Genomic DNA, 24,183 nt, shown 5'->3' on the forward strand with positions numbered 1-24,183 from the left:
CGTGGCCGAGATCGCCGCCGAGATCGCGGCCGAGCTGGCGTCCCGGTAGCCGACCCCTCGGTTGCTCCGCGATCATCTGGGTGGCGGGACGGCTGGTCCGTCGACCAGGATGAGGAACCAGCCGAGAGCCAGCAGAAGATCATATTCATGTAGTGATGGGGCTCCGTCGGACGGGCCGACCAGGATCCTGCGTCCGCCGAGCACGATCGCTATCCCATCCCGGGCAAACAGCACCACGTTGTGCCCGTCGATCCGTGGTACGCCGGTGGCGTGGGCGACGAAACCCCGGGCGAAACCCTGCCGGTTAGGTATGATCCAACGCAGCCAGCGGTCTCCGGTCAGTTTGACGAGGGCTCCCCCGCGTCCCTTCTGAAATTCCGCGAGCGTGTCGCCGGTCGACCCGAGCGCGACCCGCAGGCCGCCGTGCCGGGTTTCCACGACCATCAGATGCTTTCGGATCTTGCATGTGATCCGACCCTGCGCACGCCAGTCTTCCCGCATCTGGGCGATCGCCTCGTCGTCGACCCGGAGCGCGAACTGGTCGCCTGTCGCGGTGACCGGCTCCCAGGTGAATTCCGGCACCATCGCGCAGTCGGAGTGAACCGTCATCATGTTGCCCTCCTGCCGGGCCGTCTCGGAACGTCGACCCGTCTGTTTCCATTGAAAGACCCGCTGGTCAGCAGCTGATCAGGGCCGCGAACGTGGCAGCTGGGTGAACGACGGGGCCGGCGGGGGCCGGCGGGGTTGTGCCGCGGCGACCGGGTCCTGACCGGGTCCTGACCGGGGTCCTGACGGACACGGGGGCGGGTGCTCCTGGTGCCGGTGGCCGGCAGTTGCCTCCGGCTTGCTACGGCCTCGTGTTGCACACTGGTTCGAGGTGGTATTCGAGTAGTTCGATCATGTACTCAGCGATGTGCGTTGTTTCGCGGGACAGGATGACATGGAGTTTCGGGTTCTTGGATCGCTTGAGATGGTGCGCGACGCCACGCATGTCCCCATCGGTGGTCCGCAGCGCAGGCTGTTGCTCGCGGCCCTCCTGTCCGAGGCGAACCGTCCTATCCCCGACCGGGATCTCCTACGCGCCATGCAGGGCGATGGCGGTTGGCGCGAAGAGTATCGGCGCGAACACCTGCATCGGCTGCGGGTGCACGTTCTCGGTCTTCGGCGGGTGTTGGGGCAGTCCAACGGGCAGCCCCTGGCGCGGGATGCCGGCGGCTACGTTCTCCAGGTCGGGGCGGACGAGCTCGATGAACTGGTTTTTCTCAGACTGGTTGAGCAGGCCCGGCGGCTGCGGGATTCCAAAGACGTGGCGAGCGCTGCCGACCGGGTGGATGAGGCACTGGAGCTCTGGCGCGGAGAACCACTGGCAGATCTTGAAAGGCGTCCCTTCGTCGAGCGTTATGCGGCCCGATTGGGCGAGCTGCGTCTGCATGCGGAAAAGGAAAGGGCCGCCGCATATCTGGCGGCCGGTCGGCACGGGCCGCTTGTTCCGATACTGCGCCGGCTGATCGCGGAGAATCCGGCCGACGAACGCCTGCAGCTGGATCTGTCGCTGGCCCTTTACCGCGACGGTCGCCGGGAGGATGCCGCCGCCGTCTGCGTGGACGCGTTGCGCCGATCCCGTGATCTTGGAATCGAACCCACCGCGATGCGGGAAAGGCAACGGGCGATCCTCGCGGACGAGCCGTCCCTTCGTTGGGTCGCGCCGGCTGAACAGGCTCGGCTGGGCACCGCGGCGCGCCATCCTGTGCCGTCCCAGCTTCCCGCGGGTACGAGAAACTTCACCGGTCGGGAGAAGGAGGTTGCCGATCTCCTCACCTTGTTCGAAGCGGACGATGTCGGTGCGGGTGTAGTCATCTCGGCGATAGCCGGGCAGGCCGGCGTCGGTAAGACGGCACTGGCCATTCACGTCGCCCATCAACTCCGGGGCCGGTTTCCCGACGGTTTCCTGTATACGAATCTGCAGGCCACACCGGACTCGCCGGCCGACCCGTCGACGGTTCTGGTGTCGTTTCTGCTGGGGCTGGGGGTGCCGCGCGAGCACATAGGGGACGATCCGCAGGGGCGGGCGGCCCTGTACCGTTCGACTCTCGACGGTAAGCGGCTGCTCGTCGTTCTGGACAACGCGACCGATGCCGAACAGGTGCGCCCGCTGCTCCCGGGGGCGGCGTCCTGCGGGGTTATCATCACTAGTCGACGGGCGCTTTCGAGTCTGGATGCCGATCATTTCGTGCTCGACGTCCTTGACGCCGACCCGGCGGTGGCCCTGCTCGCCAAGGTGGCACGCGCCGAGCGGGTCGCGGCTGAACTGGACGAGGCCCGTACCATCGTGGCCCTGTGCGGCTTTCTGCCACTGGCGGTGCGGATCGCGGGTGCGCGCCTCGCGCAGCGGCCCGATGCCAAGCTGCGTTCCCTGCGAGAAGAGCTCCAGGTTGCGCGCTTGAACGTGCTCCGGGTCGGTGATCTTGAGGTACGGGCCAGTGTCGACCTGAGCTACCGGGGGCTACCGGCAGCGACGAGGCGGGCGTTCCGGCTGCTGTCCGTGCTGGAGACGGAGGATGTCAGCCCCCTGGCCGCGGCCGCACTCCTTGATCAGAATGTGCGGCAGGCCGCGGAGCTACTGGAGGAGTTGGCGGTCGGGCACCTGATCGAGCGCCGGGCCGGAAACGGCGATGAGCCCCGCTACCGCTTTCACGACCTGCTGCTGTTGTTCGCGCGTGAGCGTCTGGCGCAGGAGGAGTGCCCCGCCGACCGCGCCGCCGCGCTCGAGCGGGTGCTGGAGATGTATCTGGCCTGCGCGCAGGACGCTGCGAGCCGGCTGCACGCGGGTAGCCGCACCATCGTCCCCCGCAGGTCGCCGCCCCGGTGGCAACCGGGGGAGGACGGGGTGATCGAGGCCGCTGCGCGCAGTCCGATCCAGTGGTTCGACCGGGAGAGCAAGAGCGTTGTCGCCCTCGTCGAGCAGGCCGGGGCCGAAGGCTTTGATGAGATGACGTGGCTGCTGAGCGCCGCGATCGTCGACTTCCTCGAGATCGGCTCGCACTGGTCGTTCTGGCACCGGACCCATGAGGCTGCCCTTGCGGCCACGCTGCGCCAGCGCAGCCGGGAGGCCGAGGCGAATATGCGCCGTCATCTCGGGCAGCTTCGCCGACTGCAGGGGGACCGTGCCGGCGCGCGCACGCTGTTCGAGGCGAGCCTGGCCCTCTTTGTCGCGACGAGCTGGCCGATCGGTGAGGCTGCGGCGCGTCGCAACCTGGGCGAGCTCGACATCGAGGACGGCCGGATAGGCGAGGCAATTGATCATCTGCGCATCAGTAGGGATCTTTGCCGGGACTTCGGTATGACGTTCGGTGTGGCGCGGGCTCTGGAGACCCTCGGTCGGGCCTACCTCGCCGCGGACCGTCCTGCCGAGTCGTTGTCGTGCCTGGAGGCTGCGGTCGGTTACTGCGAGATGACCAGCAACCAGTTGGCCGTCGAGCGGGCCCGGATGGCGCTCGGCTCCGCGTTCCTGCGAACCGGGCGGATCGACGACGCCATCGGGATGCTCGGTGCGGCCGAGCGCTTCTTCCAGGCGGAGGGGCATCTGCCGTTGCGGGCCGAGGCCCTGTTGTTGCTGGGTGACGCCCATAGCCGACGTGGCCGTGACGCCGAGGCGTTCCGCTGTTATGACGCCTGTCTGTCCATCTTCCAGGAGCGCGGCGACATGCTGAACGAGGCGAGAACTCTGGCTCGCCGCGGCCGGCTGCACTACTGGCGCAAGGATGACCTACAGGCACGCGCGTCGTGGCGGCAGGCACTGGCATTATTCAATGATCATGAAGGTACGGAGGAATCCGAGGTCCGTGACTGGCTGGCACATGGCCCGGGTGACCGGCTCGAACCCGCGACGGAACGCGTCCTCGACCACTTCGACCACGACGGGTTCATCCGGCGGGTAGCGGCGAGCGAGTACGTCGTCCGTATCCTCTCCACCTGGATCGAGCTTCTCGAAGACCGTCTGCGGGACTCCTTCCTCGCCGCGGTGCGGCACGCCCTCGACCGCGGGGCGTTGGTGCAGATCATGTTGCTGGACCCGGACGCGCCCGCTGCCGTCCAGCGAAGTCGGGAGATCGGCACGTTGCACGATGTCTGCGGGCTGGTCCGGGAGAATCTGGACCGCCTTCGGATCTTTATCGATGGGCTGGCCGTCGCGGATCGGGAACGTATCGCCGTTCGGGTCTACGCGGCGGCATCCACCGTTGCGTACTACCGCTGCGACGCCCGCGCCCTGGTTGCGACGCTTCCGTTGGGCGACTCGTCGTCCCGGACCACTCACTACGAGGTGCCGGTTGATTCGACGTTCGCGCAGTTCGTCGAGCAGCGGTTCACGGAGTTGTGGACGTCGGGGAGCCGTCCGCTGGAATTCTGAGCTACCGGTGCGGGGTTGCTGTCGCTGCTCGGGGCAGGTTTCTGTGTCGGTGGCGGTCAGCGTTCGATGTGGATCCACACGTGACCGTCGTCGATCCGCAGGGGAAGCGGCTCCAGTCGGGCGCCCGGCGCGTTGAGGCAGGCGCCTGACTGCGCGTCGTAGCAGAAACCGTGCCGTGGGCAGGTGAGGGTGCCCGTGGTCGGGTCCAGCTGTGCCACGTTGACGGGGAGTCCCTGATGGGCGCAGGCGTCGCGGTAGGCGGTGAGTTGACCGTCGTGGTTGATGACCACGATGTCGGCTTCGGTGCCGTCGGCTCGTTCGAGATGCAGCGCGGTGATCTGCTGGTGGGAGAGCTCCGTGGTGGTGCCGACCGCCACCCAACCGCCGTCGCGGGTGCGGACGGGACCCAGCGGTATCAGCGTCGGTGGTGGCTCGCCCGCGAGCATAACCACCCGCGCGATGGACGCCACCCCGCCGACCAGGGCGTCCTTCACTACTTCGCGCAGCGTGACTCCGGTCAGGGCGCGGCTGTTGCAGGTGCCGTTCACCCGCAGGAACGCGGTATCTCCGTCGACCCGGACCAGTTCCACGTCCCCGCCGTGGGCCCGCAGGTAGGGCCGGACCGTGTCGAGCGCGTGCAGCGATTCAGTCACCGGCGTGGGCTGGATGATCCCGTGGACCGAGAACAGCAGGTGCACCACGGGGTCGTCCGTGAGTTCGAACAGAAGTTCGCGGCCGCGTGGGTCGCTGCGCAGCGTCCGGACGATCGCGTTGATACCGCTGCCGTGGAGCGCTTCGACTGCGTGACGGAGCTGCTCGGCCTGCTGCCGCGCGGCGGGTTCCAGGCGCTGGACGGCGGTGGCCGCCTCATCCAATGCCTCCGACAGTGCGTCGAAACCGGGCTCGTTCCGCTGCGGCCCGATCGGCCGGGTGCTGCTCATCGCCGGACTCCTAGCGTGCGTGCTTCCTTGGGGTCGCCAGCTGCGCGAGAGAAGCCATGATTGCGCGGCTGTCAGCCGGCTGGTTCACTTTCCCGCCTTGTCCCGGTGCGGACACGACAACGGGTACATTCTCATGATCCCATAAGGGTGGCGGGTCACCGCCGTAATCGGTTGGGCATATGACCGTCGTCACGCGCCCACCGCCTTGTGGCCACTTGTCATGGCGGTCACACTCGTCAATTTACGGACATTTCATCCCGCTCACGCCGCATGGCTCGTTTGCTGAAGTGGTGAACAATCCCGGCAATCTGCGATCGGTGGCGCGGGAGCGAACTCCTCGATTACCGACCAAAGTCAGGTGTAGTCTCGCCGGTCCCGGCATTGATCGTTCCCGAAAGTGTCCAACTGGCTACCCTGTGTTCGAATTGACACTCGCCACCTGTCATCATCGGGGCGAACCCGCCGTCCTCCGGTTGGCGTCAGTCCGGCCCGGACCAGTTTGGAGAAGAGCATTCATTAAAACTTCGGCCGGTGGGGCACGGCGGGCACTTGTGTGACCAGCGGCCTTCTAGAGGGCCAACGGGCGCGCGACGATCGTCAGATCGCGCGCCCGGCGGCCGCAGTCCCCGTAGCACTAATAGGCGAATGTTTTCGAAAGGTGACAAGTATGGCTCGCGACGTAGCGCCCGTCGACGCCACCGCGCCGATTCCCGATGGCCTGGCACCGTGGGTGCCTCGGCCACGGGTACCGACCGACGGAGCTTCGCGGCGCCGCTGGGACGTCCCGGTGGCTGGTCCGGTCAGCGGCCGGCTGGGACCGGTGACCGGCGTGCTGGTCATCGTGCTGGGCGCGATCTACCTGGCATGGCGAGCGGGAACGCTCGCCGGTACCGGCGTGTTCGGCTCCTTCTTCTATGGCGCCGAACTGGTCAGTTATGTGACCGTCGCCTGGACGGCGGTCATGGTCGGTCGGATGCGGCCGGGTGCGGTCCGCCGCGCCGGGCCGCCGGCTGGCACCCTCGACGTGTTCGTGACGGTGTGCGGCGAGCCGGCGTCCATGGTCGAGCGGACGCTGCGCTTCGCCCTGGCGATCGACTATCCGCACCAGACCTACGTTCTCAACGACGGTCGCCTCGCCGGCCGGAAGAACTGGCGGGAAATCGACGCGCTCGCCGCCCGGCTGGGCATACCGTGCTTCACCCGCGTCGACGGGACGCCGGGAAAGGCCGGTAATCTCAACCATGCGCTGGCCCGCACGGACGGCGACGCAATCCTGACCCTGGACGCCGATCACCTCGTCGTGCCGGACGTGGGGGAGCGGATAGTCGGTTATCTGCGTGATCCGGAGGTCGGGTTCGTCTGCACCGCCCAGTGTTTCGACACGGGCCGGCGGGATGTCCTGAACAATGCTGATTCCATGTTTTTCCGGGCCATCCAGCCGGCGAAGGACCGTGACAACAGCGCGTTCTCCACCGGTAACGGAGCCCTCTACCGTCGGTCCGCGCTCGAGTCGGTCGGTGGATTCAGCGAATGGAATCTGGTTGAGGATGTGCAGACCTCGTACGAACTGCACGCCCGTGGTTGGTCAAGCGTCTACCACGCCCGGCCGATATCAATCGGGACGGCACCGGCGACCGCGGCCGTCTACGCCAAACAGCGCCTGCGGTGGGCTATGGACCACATGCGCCTGTTGCTGTTCGACAACCCGTTGCGCAAACCGGGTCTGCGGGGCTGGCAGCGGGCACACTATCTGCACACCAGCCTCAGCCCGCTGCTGGCCGTCGTCCAGATGGTCTTTTTGGTGGGTCCGCCGCTGGCTATCATCCTGCGGACGCAGGTGTCCTCCGGCGCGACTGAACAGCATTATCTGCTGTTCGGCGTGCCCTATCTCCTCGGTTCAACGCTATTCATCGTTGCATATGCGGGCCGCGGGTGCGCGACCCGAACCGTTGCGAGTTCACTGTTCATCGCCCCGCTGTATCTGATCGCCTTCGTCTGGGTGGCGTTCGGCTACCGGCCGCGCTCATCCGGTACCACCGAGAAGGCGTTCCAGCCGAAAATGTCCGTGCTCGTCCTGCCGCAGTTCGCCTTCGCGTTCACGTTGGTCGCATCCATCGTCATCTACGCCTTCGACACGCATGCGAACCGTCCGCTGTTCGCGTTGGTATGGGCCGGGATCATGCTGATGATGATGGCCGGGCCGCTGTCCGCGGTCAGCGACCGGCGCGCGGTGGTCGAGCGGTGGCAGCTGCCGATACGCGGGACGATCATCCTTGCTGTCGCCCTGCTGTCGGCGTTGACGTTCGCCAGTTGACGGAACGGACCAGCCTGGACGGCCGCGGCGGTTGCCGCGGCCGTCCAGGCTGCGAAGCTCCACATCGCAGGTGTCTCGCAGACCACTAAGGGCTGCACGTCCTCGCACTCTGGCCGGCTACGAAACCTCGCAGTCCAGCCCGAGTTCGTGCTGGACCGCCACACTGAGGCGGTCGCAGCCGACGCCGGCTGTACCTAGTTCGACGACGCTCCAGCGGTCGTTCGGGTGGGTGAGCAGCGCGGTCGCTGGGTCGGTTTCGCCGCCGGTCGGCACGACGTGGGCGACCGCGACGGTCGGATCGATCGTGGATACGTGGACGTCGACTACCTGGATGCGCTCCGGGGGGACCTCACCGAGCAGCGGGCTCGTCCGCACCGCCTGTGTGACTTGCTCATCAGTGGACGGGCTGGGCCGCCCGACCGGCGTCGCGACGGCTGGCTGGCCCGCGGTGCCGCTGGTGGGCGCGGTGCCGCTGGTGGCCGGCGCGGCCTGGGCGTTGGCCGGCGTCGACGGTGAGGCCGTCGACGGTGAGGCCGTCGACGATGCCGTGAGTGCATCGGTGGGCATGGCGAGTACAGCCGCGACTGCGGTCGCGGTGAACAACAACTGAGGACCTGTCGGGCGGGTCATCCGTGCCGCGCGACCCGCGCGACGGATGGCGGACATGCGGTGCGTGACGTTGCGTGAGTACCTGATGTTCGGCATGCGCTGGGCTGTCGGACCCCTCCGGTGTCGAGCCATGGAACAGCTCTACCCGTCCTGGCGCACTTAACCCATGTAACACATCTGACACCAGGACGTCGACTGACCGTAAAGAGTGGGTGATCAGCGGAATGTCCCTGTACGCCGGGCCTGGGTCGACCTCGTGAACAACATCACCATCGGGACGTCGGCCCGATGACATCGTATTATCCGCAGTCGGCGATCTTTCGAGCTTTGTATGATCAACTTGCCCTCGATGATGTTACAAACCTCGAAAGATCACCGGAAGCGGGTCGGTGGGCCGATCACCGGAAGCGGGTCGGTGTCAGCTGAGCAGCAGGCGCGTTCCGTGGAACAGGCACACCATGGCGAGCGCACCGAAGCCGAGCACCCAGAACACGCCGGGGATGCCGGTGAGTTCGGCCATCATGTCTGCGTCCGAGGATGATGATCCTTTCTTGCGGGCCCGGTGCAGGTCGAGGACGGCCCGCGGCCCGGACAGCAGTAGAAACCAGGTGAGGAAGCACGCCAGGGCGCTCTGCGTGCTCGCCGACGCCGAACACAGTGCCAGTATGATCACGGAGCTGGCGCCGGTAACGATCAGTATTCCGAAGCGGTTGCGGACGACGAGGAAGAGCGCGACCAGTGCCACGAGGGCGAGAATCAGTGTCGCGGTGATGTGATCGGCGTTCAGCAGGACGGCTGCGCCCAGCCCGAATGCTGGCGGCGCGGCGTAACCAGCCGCTGACACAAGAAAGTTGACGAGCCGGCTGGGTCGACCGTACGTGCCGGTCAGGCCCGATGTGTCGGAGAACAGCCACACTCCGAAGACCCAGTGTCCGAGGAGGTAGGCGACGAAGGCGTGGCCACCCTCGTGCACGATCGTGTCGAGGTGGCCGCTGTTTCGCCAGGTCCACCTGGGTACGACCGCCGCGACGGCGGCCAGTCCGGTCAGTACAACGATCCACGGCGGCGCGGCGGTTCCGTCCACCACGATCATGGCCAGTTCGGTGGTACCGCCGTCGATGATCATGGCGCCCCCCGACGTGACCGGTCCGTGCTGGCCTGTCAAGCTCCGGTCAGCTGGTGTGCTCATAGCACAACGGTTTCACTATAAAAGCAATGGAATATCCGGCTGCTGACTCGAGGGCGACAATTGCACCCGCGAGGTGCTCGGTCACGCCAGTCGGGCGCCCGGACGATTCGTTGGTCGGTGTGGACGGTTACAGCGAGTGAACGCGTCGCGCCCCTATTGCCGGGCGCTCTAACCAGCGTTCATATTGCTCTCAGGTCGAGCTCAGACCTGCTCCATGCCGCTGGCTGCGATCCACAAGGACATCCCAAGGATTCCGAAAGCTTCTCCTCAGGCGCAACCGCCACGGTATGCACATGACACACGTGTGGGTGAGCCCGAGTCTCCCCGCCGACCCGGGCGTGCTGGCGCAGGCGCTCGGACCCGGTTATGAGGTCCTGGCGCCGTCGACTGAACCACCCTTCGGACAACGGCTGGATGATCGACCGTCCACCGGTTCGGTAGGTGCGGCGGACTCGGCAGGTGAGGACCTGTCCGGGCAGCGGCCACGATCGCCGGTACAGATGATCCTCGTCATCACGATGTACGAACGGGAATTGCTGGCGACGCTCACAGCCAGACCCGCTGACGCCGTCCTGGTGCTGGTCACTCCGCCGGGTGTCGATGTCCCGCCTGATCTGAGGGCTCAGGTGCGGCCGCAGCTGGTCGGCGCGGCGTCGTCGGTCGCCGATGTGGCCGCGTTGATCCGCAGCGTCCCCATAGCCACGTCAGTGGATGCCCTCGGATCGGCCCAGGCCGACGCGCCCTGGTGGGTCGGCTCGGGTCGGCCCGAAGCCCGCCCGGCAGCCGGGTCGACGGGTGGGTCGACGGATTTTCCCACGGCGGCGGCGCCCGCTACCGGGGCCGGCCGACGGCTCAGCCGGCGCGGTGGCCTGATTGCCGCGGTCGCGGTACTCGCCGTCGTGCTGGGTACCAGCGCAGCTGTCATGGCTGCCGGGGGCGGGGGAGCCGGCAGCAGTCAGGCCGTGAACAGTTCCATTCCCGCGGACGGGCCTTCCGGTTACGGGTCACGAGGGGGTCAATTCCCGGGTGGTGAATTCCCGGGCGGAGGGTTGCCCGGTGGCGGATTCCCAGGCGGTGGGCGATTGCGGGACGGCAACGGGCCTGCGATCGATCTGGAGAAGCTCCAGGCATGCCTGAAGGACAAGGGCATCACGCTTGACGGCAGCAACGGGCAGCCCCGCCCGGACATGACAGATTCGACGGTCCGTGAAGCGTTCCGACAGTGCATGGCCGACGTCCGGGGCTCAGCTCCTTCAGCCGGCGCAGCCGGCGGTAGTCCTTCAGCCGGCGGTAGTCCTTCAGCCGACGCAGCCGGCGACGACCGGTCCGGTGGCTCGGGTGGTTCGGGTGGCGGCACCACAGGCGGTGGTTCCGGCAGTTCCGGCACAGGCTCGGCCAGGCCCGCGACCTTTGTGGTGTCGGCGGTAACGCTTACGTGAGGACGCTGTCACCGCTGTCACCGGGATCCCCGCCATCAGCAACGGAACGTCCGCCGGACCGGCATATCGAGGGGATCACGCAATGACCACGAACGTCGGCGACCTCGACTGGGGGTCGGTCAGGCCCGACGTCGACCTCCCGGAGCAGCGTCAGGAGGGATCGCCGCAGGCGCCGGGTGAGCCTTCGCGCACAACGCCGGGCGAGCCCGCGATACGCCTGCCCCGGTGGCTGCGGGGGCAGGCCGGGGACCCCTGGTGGGTGCGCCTGGCACTGCTGGTTCTGCTGGCCACGGCTGCGGTCCTCTATCTGTGGGGGCTCGGCGCGTCCGGCAACGCCAACAGCTTCTATGCCGCCGCGGTGCAGGCCGGCACACAGAGCTGGAAGGCACTGTTCTTCGGGTCGTTCGACTCGTCGAACTTCATCACGGTGGACAAGCCACCGGCGTCATTGTGGGTCATGGCCCTGTCCGGGCGGATCTTCGGCTTCAGTGGCTGGAGCATGCTCGTACCGGACGCGCTGGAGGGCGTGGCGTCCGTGGGCATCCTCTATCTCGCGGTTCGCCGTTGGATCGGGCCGCGTGCGGGTCTCGTTGCCGGCGCGATGCTGGCCCTGACGCCGGTCGCCGTATTGATGTTCCGGTTCAATAACCCCGACGCGCTGCTCACGTTGCTGCTTGTCGCCGCCGCCTACTGTGTGGTGCGCGCGACTGAGGACGGCAGCTACCGGTGGATCGCCCTGACGGGCGTGGCGGTCGGGTTCGCCTTCCTGACCAAGATGATGCAGGCGTTCCTGCCGGTGCCCGCGTTCGGGCTTGTGTATCTGGTGGCAGCTCCGACCTCGATCGGTCGGCGGTTGCTGGGCTTGCTGGTCGGCGTCGGCGCAATGCTGGTCGCCGCGGGCTGGTTCGTGGCGGCCGTGGAGTTGTGGCCGAAGAATGCCCGACCGTTCATCGGCGGCTCGACCGACAACAGTTTTCTTGAGCTGACCTTCGGCTACAACGGGCTCGGACGGATTTTCGGCGGTAGTGGCAACGGCGGCGGGGGCAACGGCCCCGGCGGCCAGGCCGCTGGGCAGCTTCCGGCCGGTGTCGCCGAGTACCTGCAAGGCGCGTCCGGCGGTGGTCGGTTCGGTGGCGCCGGCGGTGGCGGCGGTCCTGGTGGGATGTTCGGCGGTCCGACCGGCTGGCACCGGATGTTCGGCAGCCAGTTCGGTACCCAGATCTCCTGGCTGCTGCCGGCCGCGCTGATCGTCCTGGTGGGCGGGCTGTGGGTCACCCGCACGGCGCCGCGCACGGACCGCGTCCGCGCCGGCCTGCTGCTGTGGGGCGCGTGGACGCTCGGCACCGGTGTTGTGTTCAGCTACATGAGCGGGACCATCCATCCGTACTACACGGTTGCGCTGGCGCCGGGCATCGCCGGCGTCGTGGCCTTCGGTGGCACTGCGTTGTGGCGGGCGCGGAACTCCTGGGTCGCCCGGACGCTGACGGCGGCCGCTGTCGGGAGCACCGGCGCGTGGTCGTTCGTGCTGCTGAACCGCAGCCCCGACTGGTTCCCGGCGTTGCGGTTCGTCGTGCTGGTCGCCGCGATCCTCGGCGCTGTCGCCCTGCTGATCGGTCGTCGGCTGGTCAGTCGTCGGCTGGCCGGTCGTCCGCTGATCACCGTTGCCGTGGCGGGTGTGGCCACGGCGGTGGCGATCGTGTTGGGAGCGCCGTCGGCCGCGTACGCCCTCCACACCGCCTCGACGCCCCATATGGGTGCGACCCCGACCGCCGGGCCGGCTACGGCCGGTGGCGGTGGATTCCCTGGCGGTGGGTTCCCCGGCGCGAGGGGGAGCCAATTCCTCGGCGGCGGGAACGTCCCCGGTTTTGGCGCCGGCGGCGGTGGACAGCCGGGTGGCGGCGGTTTCGGTGGTGGGGCGACCGCCGACTCCGAGCTCGTCCAGTTGCTCAGGAACGGCCAGAAGGGCTACCGCTGGGTTGCGGCAACGTCGGGATCCCAGACGGCCGGATCGCTCGAGCTTGCCAGCGGCACCGCGATCATGTCGATGGGCGGCTTCAACGGCGGTGACCCGGCACCGACGCTCACCGAGTTCAAACAGTACGTCGCGGAACACGATATCCATTACTACATTTCGGGTGGCGGTTTCGGTGGTGGCGGCGGTTTCGGCGGCCGTGGGAACAGCGGGATCACGTCCTGGGTGCAGAGCACCTTCACCGCGAGGACCATCGGTGGGCAGACGGTCTATGACCTGACCCAACCCAGGACCTGACCGCAACCGAAGACCTGGCCCCAGACCGGGGTTGCGTCCCGACACGCGGCTGTGACGGGACGTAACCGTGACCGACAGCGATGATGGCGGTGGGCCGAGCGCGCGGCGAGTGGGTTCCCGCCGCACCGGACGCGGTCGGCGAGGAGGTGCTCGTGAGCCTGGGTGACGCTGCAGTGTCGGGAACTGACTCGTCCAGGGCCGGTGTGCCCGCAGCCGCTGGTTCGGGGACCAGCATGCGCGCAACCGCCGTGTCCGGTGTCGTGATCGATCTGCTGACGGGTCTCGTCGGGCCGAAACCACCGGTACGAATCGAATTGTGGGACGGGACGGCCGTCGGGCCCGAAACCCCGACCAAGGTTGTCGTGCAGACGCCGGAGGCAATGCGGCGGGTGCTGTTCCGTCCCGGTGAACTCGGTTTCGCGCGGGCGTATGTGGCCGGTGAGCTCGACGTCGAAGGCGACATTTTCGACGCCCTTGACCTGCGGAGCCACCTTGGGGTCCAGGCCCTGACGCCGACCGTGCTGCGCGCGGCGGCGACGCTGCTGCGCCTGTTGGGCACCCTGCCCCCACCACCACCCACGGCCGAGGCGAGGCCGCGGGGCCGCCGCCACAGCCGGGCGCGGGATGCCACTGCCATCGCCCATCACTACGATCTGTCCAACGCCTTCTATCGGCAGGTTCTCGGTGCGGCGATGACGTACTCGTGCGGGCTGTGGGCAACGCCCGACGTGGGGCTCACGGCGGCCCAGGATGCCAAGCACGAGCTGGTCTGCGCCAAGCTGGGTCTGCGTGCCGGAATGCGACTGCTCGATGTAGGCTGCGGCTGGGGCAGCCTGCTGATCCACGCCGCCCGGCACCACGGAATCGAGGGGGTCGGCGTCACCAACTCGCCGAACCAGGCAGACCTGGCCCGGCGGCGGATCGCCGACGCGGGTCTTGCCGACCGTCTCCAGATCCGGCTTCAGGACTACCGGGACGTCAACGACGGCCCGTTCGACGCGATCAGCTCCATCGGGATGGTGGAGCACGTCGGTGCCGCGATGCTGCCGGTCTATTTCCGTAACCTGTTCGATCTGTTGCGGCCCGCGGGCCGGCTACTCAACCACGGCATCGCCTTCCCCGGCGACCCTGCCGGCCAGGCGCGTAACCGTCCGCGGCTCGGCCCGCTGCCGTTGCCGGCCGGACGTGACTTCGTCGCACGGTATGTCTTCCCCGACGGCGAGCTGCACGAGATCGGCGTGCTCGTCAGCGTCATGCAGGCGGCCGGTTTCGAGCTCTGGCATATCGAGAATCTGCGCGAACACTATGGCCCGACGTTGCGCGCCTGGGTCGGCAACCTTGAGGCCCACTGGGCCGAGGCCGTCGCCGAGGTCGGCGAGGCCCGGGCCCGGGTATGGCGGCTGTACATGGCGGGCTCCGCGCTGATGTTCGAAGCCGGCCAGGCCCAGGTCCACCAGACGCTGGCCGTCCGGCGCGCGGGCGGGCGGTCCGGTATGCCGCGCCGTCCGTCCTTCGAGAGCATGCTGGTTGTTGCGGATTCTGCCCCCGCGCCGGCCGTGGGATGAGTGACGATGGGAACCGTGCGCGAGCGGGCCACCCGCTGGCGGGCCACCCGCTGGCGGACTACCGGCGGGTGGGCTGTGAGCGGGGGGTTATGAGCGGGGGGTTATGAACAGGCGGGCACCAGCACGGCGGCGCGCATGACACGGCCAGGTCGAGCGGGGGGTGGAGCGACGGCGGAACCACTGGAGCCGCTACAGGCAGACGACCCGGTATCGGTCGGCAGGTATGTGTTGGACAGTCGCCTTGCCGCCGGTGGCATGGGCACGGTGTATCTCGGTCGGGACACGGCGGGCCGCCAGGTCGCGGTCAAGCTGATCCGGCCGGATCTCGCGGCCGACCACGATTTCCGGGAACGGTTCCGGCACGAGGTGGCGGCGGCCCGGCGGGTCTCGCCGTTCTGCACCGCTTCGGTGCTGGACGCGGACCCGGACGCCTATCCGCCGTACCTCGTCACCGAGTACATCGAGGGCAGGCGGCTGGACCGGGTGGTCATGGAGGACGGTCCGCTGCCCGCCTCGACCCTGGCCGGTACCGCGATCGGGGTGGCAACGGCGCTGACGGCCATCCACCGTGCCGGGATCGTCCACCGTGACCTCAAACCGGCCAACGTGATCATGTCGTTGTCCGGGCCGAGGGTCATCGACTTCGGGATAGCCAAGCCCGCGGCCACCGGACGCCATGATCTTGACCGGGGTCTGATCTTCGGGACCAGCGGGTGGATGGCGCCCGAACAGATCCTCGACGATCCGATCGGTCCGGCCGCGGACATCTTCACCTGGGGTCTTCTGGTGAGCTATGCGGGAACGGGCCGCCATCCGTTCACCGAACCTGGATGTTTCGGGCCGGCCGCCGAGGCGAACCTGGGGCAGCGGATCGTGGACGCGGCGCCGGATCTGACCGGCCTCGCCCATCCGCTGCGAGGGCTGGTCGAGATCGCGCTGGCCAAGGATCCGCGGGCCCGGCCGGCCGCTCGTGATCTGCTCATGCGACTGGTTGAGGGGAACGCGGACGTCAACGCGTCCACTCCGATCGACCAGATCCTCGGCCGGACGCAGCGGATGGCCGCTGTCGTGCCGCCGACCCGCCTCGGTCCGCCGGCATTCGCGACCGGCTATCCGCCGGGCCAGGCCGGGCAGCCGGCGCCGCAGTCCGGCCAACCGGGGCGATTCGTGCAGCCGGCGCAGTTCTGGCAGCCGGCGGAGTCCGGCCAGTCCGGCCAGCCGGCGCGGTTCGTCGAGCCCGCGGCCCAGGCCCCGCCTCCCTTGTACCCGCATGCCGCGCCGTCGCGGCCACGCCGCGGGTGGCTGCTGGCCCTGGCCGCCGTGCTCCTGTTGCTGGTCGGCTGGGTGGCCCTGCGGAGCCTGGGCGGCAACGATTCAGGCGGGCCTTCCGCCGCCCCCAGCTCCTCGGCCGCGGGCTCGGCGGCCCCGTCTCGATCCCCGTCCGCGAAGGTGGGGCTCGGCGTCCCGGTTCGGGACGGCCAGCTTGAGTTCACCGCGACGAGCGTGCAATGCGGTGTTGATCAGTTGAAGATCACATTGATCACCAGGCATCCGGACGGCCAGTACTGTCTGGTCGCGCTTACCGCGCACAACGCCGGCAGCTCGACCCGGAACCTGTCGTTGGCTCCGCAACGGCTTGTCGACAGCGCCGGAGCGGACCACGATTCCAGTCAGCTCCTGTCGCGGGCCGCCTTTTCCGAGGACATCTGGGGCAACATATCCGCGGGAGAAACGGCGAGCGGCACCCTTGTCTTCGACATCCCCCGCGACGTCACTGCTGATCATCTGGAGCTGCACGACGGTCCGTTCAGCGACGGGGCCACCGTCCCGCTCCGATGATCGTCGGTCCCTGGTTCGGTCCCTGGTTCGGTCCCTGGTTCGGCCGGCCCTCAAGGATGTGATTCTGGTGCTGCTGTAGCAGCACCAGAATCACATCCTTAGAGCGCCCGGCAATAGGTGCGTGCCCCGGCCCCGCGACGCCGCGCCCCCTATTGGCGGTTGGTCAGGCGAAGACGACGGTGCGCACGCCGTTGAGGAGCACCCGGTGCTCGGCGTGCCAGCGCACGGCTCGGGCCAGTACCTGAGCCTCGATGTCGCGGCCCACGGCAACGAGCCGGTCGACGTCGCAGCCGTGGTCGACCCGGGCGACGTCCTGCTCGATGATCGGGCCTTCGTCGAGGTCCGGTGTGACGTAGTGGGCGGTAGCCCCAATGATCTTCACGCCGTGTGCGTGTGCCTGGGCGTAGGGCCGGGCTCCCTTGAAGCTCGGCAGGAACGAGTGGTGGATGTTGATGATCCTGCCCTCGAGCTCCTTGCACACGTCGGCGGACAGGATCTGCATGTAACGCGCGAGCACGACAAGATCGACGTTTTCGGCGGCGACCAGCTGGAGCAGCCGCTGCTCCTGGTCGGCCCGGGTCTGCGCCGAGACCGGCAGGTGGTGGAAGGGCACGCCGTGCCAGCGGACCAGCTCCTCGGCGGCACGGTGGTTGGACACGACACCGATGATCTCGACGGGCAGTGTCCCGGCACGGCGACGTGACAGCAGGTCGGCCAGGCAGTGATCGTGTTGCGAGACCATGATTATTATTCGGGGTCGGACGGCGGCGTCCCAGATCTGCCAGTCCATCGAGAAGGCTTCGGAGACCGCGCCGAAAGCGTCGCGTAGATCGTCCAGGCTGGCGCGTGGCTCCTCGAGGTCAGCGGCAAGGCGCAGGAAGAAGTGGGTGGTGTCGGGGTCCAGGTACTGCTGAGCCTCGACGATGTTGCAGCCGGACGCGGTGATGAAGGAGGACACCGCCGCGACGATGCCCCGCCGGTCGGGGCAGCTGAGCGTGAGTACCAGACGCTGATAGGACACAGGTCCACGATAGGGGATCAGCGTAGCCACGGCGGATACGATCATCCCGGTCTGGTACGCAATCTACTCTGTATCGATGTCTGTACTACCCAGTGCCGAATCAGCCGGCCGGATCCCGAACTTCGTCATCAGTTCCCGTTCCCGGCCCGCCAGGTATTCGGCGCGGCCGGCTATGAACTCGACGTCGTTGCCCGCCAGGAGATGATCTAGTAGTTCGGCGGGGATGCCGTGACTCTGGAGAACCGCCAGGTTGATGTCAGCTGGAAGAGTCCGCAGGGCGCGTCGAACGGATGTTCCGGGTTGCGTCGGGGAAATGATTCGGTTGGCTGGGCTCTGTGCCCCGTCGGTTTTTTCCGTGGTGATCTGCCGGTAGGCCCTGGTGTCAGCACGCTCAAGTGTCCCCACAACGTCGATGACTGCACCGGTGGAGTCCAGGCGCTCTTGCAGCTCCTGCAGTTCCCACAGAATGAAGGTCCTGATTCGGGTGCTGCGCATGTCAAAACGATCAGGAAACGGCCGGGCCACTTGATTCTGACCTTCGGGTCCCGGTCCGCCATCCGCGAAAATTTTCATGGTGTTCAGATAGTTCTTGACCTGGGTTGAGTCGGCCCCGGCGAAAAAGCCTGACCAGGAGGTGGACCAGAACCATCTGCGAAGGGTTTCGACCTGATCGCCGCTTGGGTTTTCCCGTATGTTGAAGAATGTAGTCAGAAGAAGGATCTGAATGTTGTACGGTACCAGTCTCGCGAGTGGTGCACCTATGTCTTCCCGAAGAAATCCGATGGTTCTCGCCAGCGCGATCTCGGTCCGGTCCACAGGTACCTGTGAGCCCTGTTCCAGCCAGCGGTGGTCAGTGGCTGGCCGGTTCGGTACCGGCGGACGGCGGGTCCGTTGTTACGACCGGCGGCGGCTGGTCAGGAGCGGCTCGGGCGAGGGTGATAGGCGGTTCGATGAGGAAAGCCTCCAGGGGCCGGTCGGTCGGGGTGAACCAGGGCGTGCCCGCCGCGGCGTCCGGGGCGAAGCGCCAGCGTTTCGGGACGGCGCGAACCCCGACAGGATAGATTGTTAACTGCCCGTCCGGGCCGATGCGCAGCCGCAGGAAGTTCTTGTAGTCGGCGATTCCCTGCGCGGCGAACAGTTCGTTGGTGTTCAGGCCCGCGATGCGGTCGGCCAGCCAGAGGTAGGCGGCGAGCACCTCGGTGGCGGCCAGACCGCCGACCGCGAACACCAGCGGGAGCACCCCGGCCAGCAGCCACGTGCCGGGCAGCGGGCTGGCGACGGTGACAGCGCAGGCCAGGACTGCGACGGCAAGGACGAGCTGGGTGAGCCCGTGCGCGACTCCGGCGACGGCACCGTGGGCGGTACGGCCGGCCTTGGTCAGCGCGACGCCCGCACCCATGACCCCGAGGCTCAGCGCGAGCCCGGGAACACTGTTGATCAGACCCTCGAACAGGCATGGGACGCTGGCGTGCCGTAGCCCGGCCGCAATCGCGTCGATGCGGCCCACGGTCCCTCGCGTGCCGGCACCGGTGCCGGTGCCGCTGCCGCTGCCGCTGCCGATCGTCAACGCAAGCAGGACCTGGACGCCACCGAGTAGGACGACCAGGCCCGGAGCCAGCACCGGAAGGCGGAAGATCCCCACGGCTAGGCGGCGGGACGTCCGGGCATCGGGAAAGGTCGGGGCGGCCAGCTGGTAGTGCACAGGCGGGTCGGACTTGGACGGTGCGCGCGACGCCGGCGGCGGCAGAACCAGCCGTTGTGGCAGCCGGTGGGTGGCAGACAGATAAGCACCGCCACCGCCGGCGGTGAACTTCTGCGCGGTGCCACCGATCTCGCTGTACCGGGCATAGTGGTGCCGGTCTCCGGTCAGGGACACCCGCACCTGTGCGCCGACCTTCCTGATGATCGTGCGTTCGAAGTAGTCCAGGACGGCGTACGCCTCGGCGTCCCCGTCGGCCGCGCTGATCCAGCTCGGCTTCGCCGAGCACAGGATGACCGCGTCACCGGGACGCATCTGCGCCGCGATCTCGATGAAGTACCGGCGCTGGGGATCGTCGATGTAGGAGTCGAACTGGATGTCGATCCCGAGTAGCCACCATCGGTGCGGGAGCTGTACCGCGAAGTAGCTGCGGGTCTGCTCGGTGCGCCAACCGCCGATGCTCGAACCCTGGCAGAAGATCCGCATGAACGCGGTGAGCCCGTCGTACCAGTCGTGGTTGCCCGGTAGCACGAAAAGCTTCGGCTGCGCGGCCGGATCCGACGGCCGCCTGGGCATGGCGGCGCGGTACGGGCCGATCAGCTTGTTCTCGTAGCCGGTGATACTCGGCGTGGGGTAGCACTGGTCGCCGCCCATCAGCAGCATCCGACCGCGTGGGGTCGTCGTCCCGGCAAGGTCGAGGCTCGGCGCGGCCAGCAGCGAGGCCATCGCGTAGGTCGCGTCGAATCCGTCCCCGAGGTCGCTGACGTAGTCGAACCACAACCCACCATCGTGCGCCGGCTCGGCGTAACCCGGCGGTTCAGTGCCGTCCGACAGGTCAGCCGGCGGCGCGGCGGGTAGCGCCGCCATCTCCTCCCGCTTGTCGGCATAGGAGCCGAGTACTGCGCTGATACCCACCCGCACGGCCGTGGCGAACAGCAGCGAGGGTGAGAGCCATCGGGTCATGGTGGCACGCGCGAATCCGAGGGCCCGTTCGCTGTCGTCGGCGGGCCGGGGCGGTGGTTGTGTCACCGCGGCTCCCCGATGGTGTCGGCGTTCCCGGCGGGCACGAACGCACCGTAGACCTTCCAGAGGTCCCCGAGGAACAGCCGGCCGAACGTCTCCAGGCCGCGGGCGGCTTCAAGCGCCGAACCCGATACCCGGAACGTCGTGAGCTGTCGCAGGAAGTCCGGGATGTGGATCGTGATGATGCCGGCGGCGACGACCCGCGCACCCGCTTCGGCGGCAGGGTCGGCATGGATATGGCCGGCGAGGATGCGGGTGTAGAGCGTCGAGGTGTCCCGCCACAGGTCGAACCCGGGGTCGTCGTGGACGTCCTTGAAACCGCTGAGCGTGAGCGGATGCCCGGCCGCATCCTGAAACGGCAGCCGGTAGAGCATCCGCCGGCGCCCGGGTGCATCGCCGACGAAGAGGTTGAAGACGCCTCCCTCGACCGACTGTCGGCCGCCCAGGACATCGCAGTCGACATGGCCGCCGGCGACCGCCTCCCGCATCGGGTCGGCGGCAAAGGCATGGACGTCCCCGGTGCGGATGGTGAGCCGGAACTTCAGTGCGGTGGCCTCGGCCCGGCCCTGCTCGTAACCACGCTGCGGATCGGTCTCGTCCAGAGTGATGAAACCCTTCATCGTCTCGGTGAATTCAAGGCTCGTCGGTTCGGTCATGGCGTTGCCTCCGAAGCGTTGTGGGCATCGCGAACCGGACCGGAGGCCAGGACATGTTCGGCGAGCCGATCGGCGAAGGCCGCGATGGTCAGGGACGGATTGGCGCCGACCGGTCCGGGCATGGCGGCGCCGTCGGCGACATACAGGCCCCGGTGGCCGAACACCTCGCCCCATTGGTCGATCACCCCGCTGGCGATGTCCGCGCCCATGCCGGCGCCGCCGAGCGGGTGCACGGTGATGACCCGGGACAGCAGGCTGAGCGGGTTCTGCTGGAACTCACCGCCCATCTCCTTCGCGAGATCGGCCATGATGCGCTCCAGCCGGTCGAAGTACGGCCTGCTGCCAGCCGGATAGTTCTCGATCCGCAGGTAGTCGTCGTGCACGGACATCCGCCCGGTCGGGATGTCCCGTCCCATGCCGAGCATGGGCATCGAACCGGCGGATGCGGCCCCCGAGCCGAGCAGTCGACTGATCATTGTGCCGATCTGGGGTGACGGGTCGTCGTCGATGCGTGACCGGATCATCTGGTAGCCCGCACCGACGACCCGTGCGGCCAGACCGGTCAGCTGAGCGGCCTCAACGAGCCATTCCGCGAAACCGGGATAACCGGCGTCCTCGATGTAACAGCCGCGCTCAGCGCTGGTGGAGATGCCACCGTCACCTTTGATGATGTCCTCGACCGGGTCGGGTACCCGAACGGCGGTGGTGATGACCGGTGCCTGCGCGCTGCCGAGGGATGCACCGGGCACCCCGCGGACGAAACCGAGCAGGTCACCATTGCCGGAGAAACGCCGGCCGAGGGTGCGGGAGATCCCGGGCAGGGCCGCGCGATTGCGCAGCAGTAGATACGTGGTGCCCAGCGTTCCGGCGGCGAGGACGAGGCGGTTACAGGTGATTATCCGCTCCGGGATGGCGGTGAGGGCGCCGATGTCACCTGGAGTGTGTACAACATAGCCAACTGTGTAGCCTCCGCCATCCCGCGGGGTAATCGAACCTACCTCGTGGTGGATCCGAAGGTCCGCACCATGATGCGCCGCGGCAGAGAGATAGGTGTGGTCCAAGGTGTTCTTGCTGCCGTAGTTGCACCCGAGGTCGCACTCGCCGCATAACACACAGGTGATTCGCGGTCGTCCGTGGAGGTTGCCGTAGCCCGGATCCGGGATGGGCGCGCCCGGCACGGGCGGGGCGCCGCCCGATGCGAACGTCACCGCCAGCGGTGGCTGCTCGGCGGTGTAACCCAGGCGTCGCCCGGCCTGCGTCAGCAGTTCCGTCCGGCGGGATGCCTGGTAGCCGGGTTGCCCGGCCGGGAACCGCTGGGCGCTCAGCATGGTTTCGACGGCCGCGTAGTGCGGCTCAAGATCGGCCCGGGTGATCGGCCAGCTCTCGTACCCCCCGCCCGCGGGCGCATCCCGGATGAACCACTTCTCGTCCTTGCGGAGCAGCACGTTGGCATAGATGAGCGAGCCGCCGCCCAGACCACTGGATACGACGGCCTCGAAGTCGGCGAACGACCATATGTCGAAAAGCCCGTGGCGTCCCCGCATCGGGTCCCAGAAGTTCGCCGCGAGGTCGGACGGTGAACGGGCGAATGACCCGGGGGGATACGCCTTTCCCCGCTCAAGAAGGACGACGCGTCGCCCTGCCTCGGCGAACCGGTACGCGGTTACCGCGCCGCCGAACCCTGACCCGACAACCAGCACGTCGGTGTGTTCAACTCCAGTATCCTCGCGCGTCACGTTTACAACCCCCATACCCGCGGCCTGCCGTCTGGGAACACTCCGCCTACGGGCGGGATTGAGTCAACCACACCGGCCCGGTGGCCGTGCAGCGCGTAGTCGTATCCCCGACAGGGCGTCCGGTCAGTCCGCACCGGGCGCCACCGGCGCCTCGCCCGGGTCAAAGCATTGTTCTGTGCGTCAAGGCCCGTCGGCGTGTTGCGGAGGATGCTCGGCCGGTCCGGTGATGAGGGCGAGGACGGTGGTGCGGGGCGGGATCGCGCCACTCCGCACGAGGGCGAAGATTCCGTACATCATCTTCGCCACGTACACGGTTTCGAGCCGGATTTCGTGGCGATCAGCGAAGTCGTCGACAAAAGACCGAAGCTCCGGTGGCCTTTTCGCGAAGCCACCGAAGTGGAAGTCGCATTCGACGCGCCAGTTGTCGGTCGGCCGGCCGAAGGTGGCGCGTTGCAGGTCTGCGACCACCCCGGTGAGGAACTGCCCGCCCTTCAGCGCGGCGAATCCAATGGCCGTGCGGCCCGGCTTCACGTCGGCGGAGGTGCCAGCGGAGGTGCCGGCCGCGAGACCCGCCGCGATGCCGGCCAACGTGCCACCCGTGCCGCACGCACAGCAGACCAGGTCGAAGTCGATCTCGCCCGCGGCGTCGACCTCGGTGATGATCTCGGTGCAGCCGCGGACCCCGGCGGGGTTGCTGCCACCCTCCGGCAGGCAGACGAAGTCACCGAAGCGTGCCCGCAGGTCGGCGATGACCGCCGGGTCGTCCTTGCGGCGGTAGGTGGATCTGTCCAGGTAGGTCAGCCGCATCCCACTGGCGGTGGCGGCCGACAAGGACCAGTTGAGCGGCAGGTGCTCCTCCCCGCGGATCACGCCGATCGTTCCGATTCCGATGATCTTTCCCGCGGCGGCCGTCGCGCGGATGTGGTTGGAGAAGGCGCCGCCGAAGGTCAGCACGGTCGACATCCCCGATGCGGTGGCGTCGGCCAGGTTGTGCCTGAGCTTGCGCCATTTGTTTCCCGGCACGTCGTCGCTGATGAGGTCGTCGCGTTTGACGAAGACCCGGACACCGTGGCGCGCGAGCCGGTCGTCGTGCAACTGCTCGACCGGGGACGGCAGCCGAAGGCCGAAATCCGCATCCTGGCCGAATGCCGTCCCCCGGTCGGATTCCGTCACCCGAATGCCGTCCCCCGGTCGGATTCCGCCCCTCGATTGTCAGCCCAGCCGAGGCGCGATGTTGTCCAGAACACCGTTCCACAGCTTGCGGATGCCGATCGGCGCGAAGGTCCGCTCGAAGAAGCCGCCGATCCCGCTCGCGCCCGACCAGCTCGTCTCCACCGATATCCGGGACGCCCCGGCATCGGTGGGCGTAACGGTCCAGACCGTGCGTAGAGTGGAGTTCTGGTCGGCTTCGATGAGGGTCTGACCGGGAACCGGCGCGGATACGACCGCCTCGACGGTACGGACGCGGCGCCGGG

At 67.9% G+C, this 24,183-nt stretch carries 17 protein-coding genes and 1 pseudogene; 7 read left to right on the top strand and 11 right to left on the bottom strand.

Annotation, left to right across the window (positions count from 1 at the left end):
* Positions 1-72: 72 nt before the first annotated feature.
* Positions 73-612 (bottom strand): hypothetical protein, encoded by a 540-nt coding sequence (locus tag U9978_RS00155; RefSeq protein ID WP_322758944.1) that lies wholly within the window; start codon positions 610-612, stop codon positions 73-75.
* Positions 613-940: 328 nt separating this feature from the next.
* Between U9978_RS00155 and U9978_RS00160 the strand changes: the two genes are divergently transcribed.
* Positions 941-4,408, top strand: a complete 3,468-nt coding sequence (locus U9978_RS00160; protein WP_322758945.1) for an AfsR/SARP family transcriptional regulator — start codon at positions 941-943, stop codon at positions 4,406-4,408.
* 56 nt (positions 4,409-4,464) lie between these two features.
* On the opposite strand, the gene U9978_RS00165 is transcribed toward U9978_RS00160, so the two are convergent.
* Positions 4,465-5,349 (bottom strand): NifU family protein, encoded by an 885-nt coding sequence (locus tag U9978_RS00165; protein ID WP_322758946.1) that lies wholly within the window; start codon positions 5,347-5,349, stop codon positions 4,465-4,467.
* Positions 5,350-6,016: 667 nt separating this feature from the next.
* Between U9978_RS00165 and U9978_RS00170 the strand changes: the two genes are divergently transcribed.
* Complete coding sequence (locus U9978_RS00170) at positions 6,017-7,663, top strand: glycosyltransferase (RefSeq protein WP_322758947.1); 1,647 nt, start codon at positions 6,017-6,019, stop codon at positions 7,661-7,663.
* Positions 7,664-7,780: 117 nt separating this feature from the next.
* Here U9978_RS00170 and U9978_RS00175 read toward each other — a convergent pair whose 3' ends face one another.
* The gene (locus U9978_RS00175) at positions 7,781-8,038 is read right to left on the bottom strand and encodes a hypothetical protein (RefSeq protein ID WP_322758948.1); all 258 of its coding nucleotides are present in this window, start codon (positions 8,036-8,038) and stop codon (positions 7,781-7,783) included.
* 7 nt (positions 8,039-8,045) lie between these two features.
* Here U9978_RS00175 and U9978_RS00180 point away from each other — a divergent pair, with 7 nt between their 5' ends.
* Positions 8,046-8,273 carry a hypothetical protein gene (locus U9978_RS00180; RefSeq protein ID WP_322758949.1) on the top strand — a complete coding sequence of 76 codons (228 nt, stop codon included), beginning with the start codon at positions 8,046-8,048 and terminating at the stop codon, positions 8,271-8,273.
* 417 nt (positions 8,274-8,690) lie between these two features.
* Here the strand turns inward: U9978_RS00180 and U9978_RS00185 are convergent, their stop codons facing one another.
* Positions 8,691-9,437: a M50 family metallopeptidase gene (locus tag U9978_RS00185; protein WP_322758950.1), complete on the bottom strand. Its 747-nt coding sequence runs from the start codon at positions 9,435-9,437 to the stop codon at positions 8,691-8,693.
* 317 nt (positions 9,438-9,754) lie between these two features.
* Between U9978_RS00185 and U9978_RS00190 the strand changes: the two genes are divergently transcribed.
* The 4 genes from U9978_RS00190 to U9978_RS00205 all read left to right on the top strand — a co-directional run bounded on the left by U9978_RS00190 (position 9,755) and on the right by U9978_RS00205 (position 16,573).
* A complete protein-coding gene (locus U9978_RS00190; protein ID WP_322758951.1) occupies positions 9,755-10,900 on the top strand; it encodes a hypothetical protein in 1,146 nt (381 codons plus the stop codon).
* 82 nt (positions 10,901-10,982) lie between these two features.
* Positions 10,983-13,169 (top strand): ArnT family glycosyltransferase, encoded by a 2,187-nt coding sequence (locus U9978_RS00195; RefSeq protein ID WP_322758952.1) that lies wholly within the window; start codon positions 10,983-10,985, stop codon positions 13,167-13,169.
* A gap of 233 nt (positions 13,170-13,402) precedes the next feature.
* Entirely contained in the window at positions 13,403-14,734 is a 1,332-nt protein-coding gene (locus tag U9978_RS00200) for a class I SAM-dependent methyltransferase (RefSeq protein WP_416210806.1), read from the top strand.
* 225 nt (positions 14,735-14,959) lie between these two features.
* Entirely contained in the window at positions 14,960-16,573 is a 1,614-nt protein-coding gene (locus tag U9978_RS00205; protein ID WP_322758954.1) for a serine/threonine-protein kinase, read from the top strand.
* Between the two features lie 163 nt (positions 16,574-16,736).
* Here U9978_RS00205 and purU read toward each other — a convergent pair whose 3' ends face one another.
* The 7 genes and pseudogenes from purU to U9978_RS00240 all read right to left on the bottom strand — a co-directional run.
* Positions 16,737-17,594: a formyltetrahydrofolate deformylase gene (purU, locus tag U9978_RS00210; RefSeq protein WP_322758955.1), complete on the bottom strand. Its 858-nt coding sequence runs from the start codon at positions 17,592-17,594 to the stop codon at positions 16,737-16,739.
* Positions 17,595-17,657: 63 nt separating this feature from the next.
* On the bottom strand, positions 17,658-18,410 hold the full coding sequence (locus tag U9978_RS00215) for a hypothetical protein (RefSeq protein WP_322758956.1): 753 nt from the start codon (positions 18,408-18,410) through the stop codon (positions 17,658-17,660).
* Positions 18,411-18,444: 34 nt separating this feature from the next.
* The gene (locus U9978_RS00220; RefSeq protein WP_322758957.1) at positions 18,445-20,322 is read right to left on the bottom strand and encodes a metallophosphoesterase; all 1,878 of its coding nucleotides are present in this window, start codon (positions 20,320-20,322) and stop codon (positions 18,445-18,447) included.
* On the bottom strand, positions 20,319-20,972 hold the full coding sequence (locus tag U9978_RS00225; protein WP_322758958.1) for a hypothetical protein: 654 nt from the start codon (positions 20,970-20,972) through the stop codon (positions 20,319-20,321). Before U9978_RS00225 ends, U9978_RS00220 begins: the two co-directional genes overlap by 4 nt.
* Positions 20,969-22,708: a GMC family oxidoreductase gene (locus U9978_RS00230; RefSeq protein WP_322758959.1), complete on the bottom strand. Its 1,740-nt coding sequence runs from the start codon at positions 22,706-22,708 to the stop codon at positions 20,969-20,971. The genes U9978_RS00225 and U9978_RS00230 overlap by 4 nt, the downstream gene beginning before the upstream one ends.
* A 180-nt stretch (positions 22,709-22,888) precedes the next feature.
* On the bottom strand, positions 22,889-23,881 hold the full coding sequence (locus tag U9978_RS00235) for a 1-aminocyclopropane-1-carboxylate deaminase/D-cysteine desulfhydrase (protein ID WP_322758960.1): 993 nt from the start codon (positions 23,879-23,881) through the stop codon (positions 22,889-22,891).
* A gap of 39 nt (positions 23,882-23,920) precedes the next feature.
* Positions 23,921-24,183, bottom strand: a pseudogene (locus U9978_RS00240) (SRPBCC family protein); the annotation flags it as partial.

It is taken from the genome of Protofrankia sp. Cr2 (assembly GCF_963555885.1).
Classification (GTDB): Bacteria; Actinomycetota; Actinomycetes; order Frankiales; family Frankiaceae; genus Protofrankia.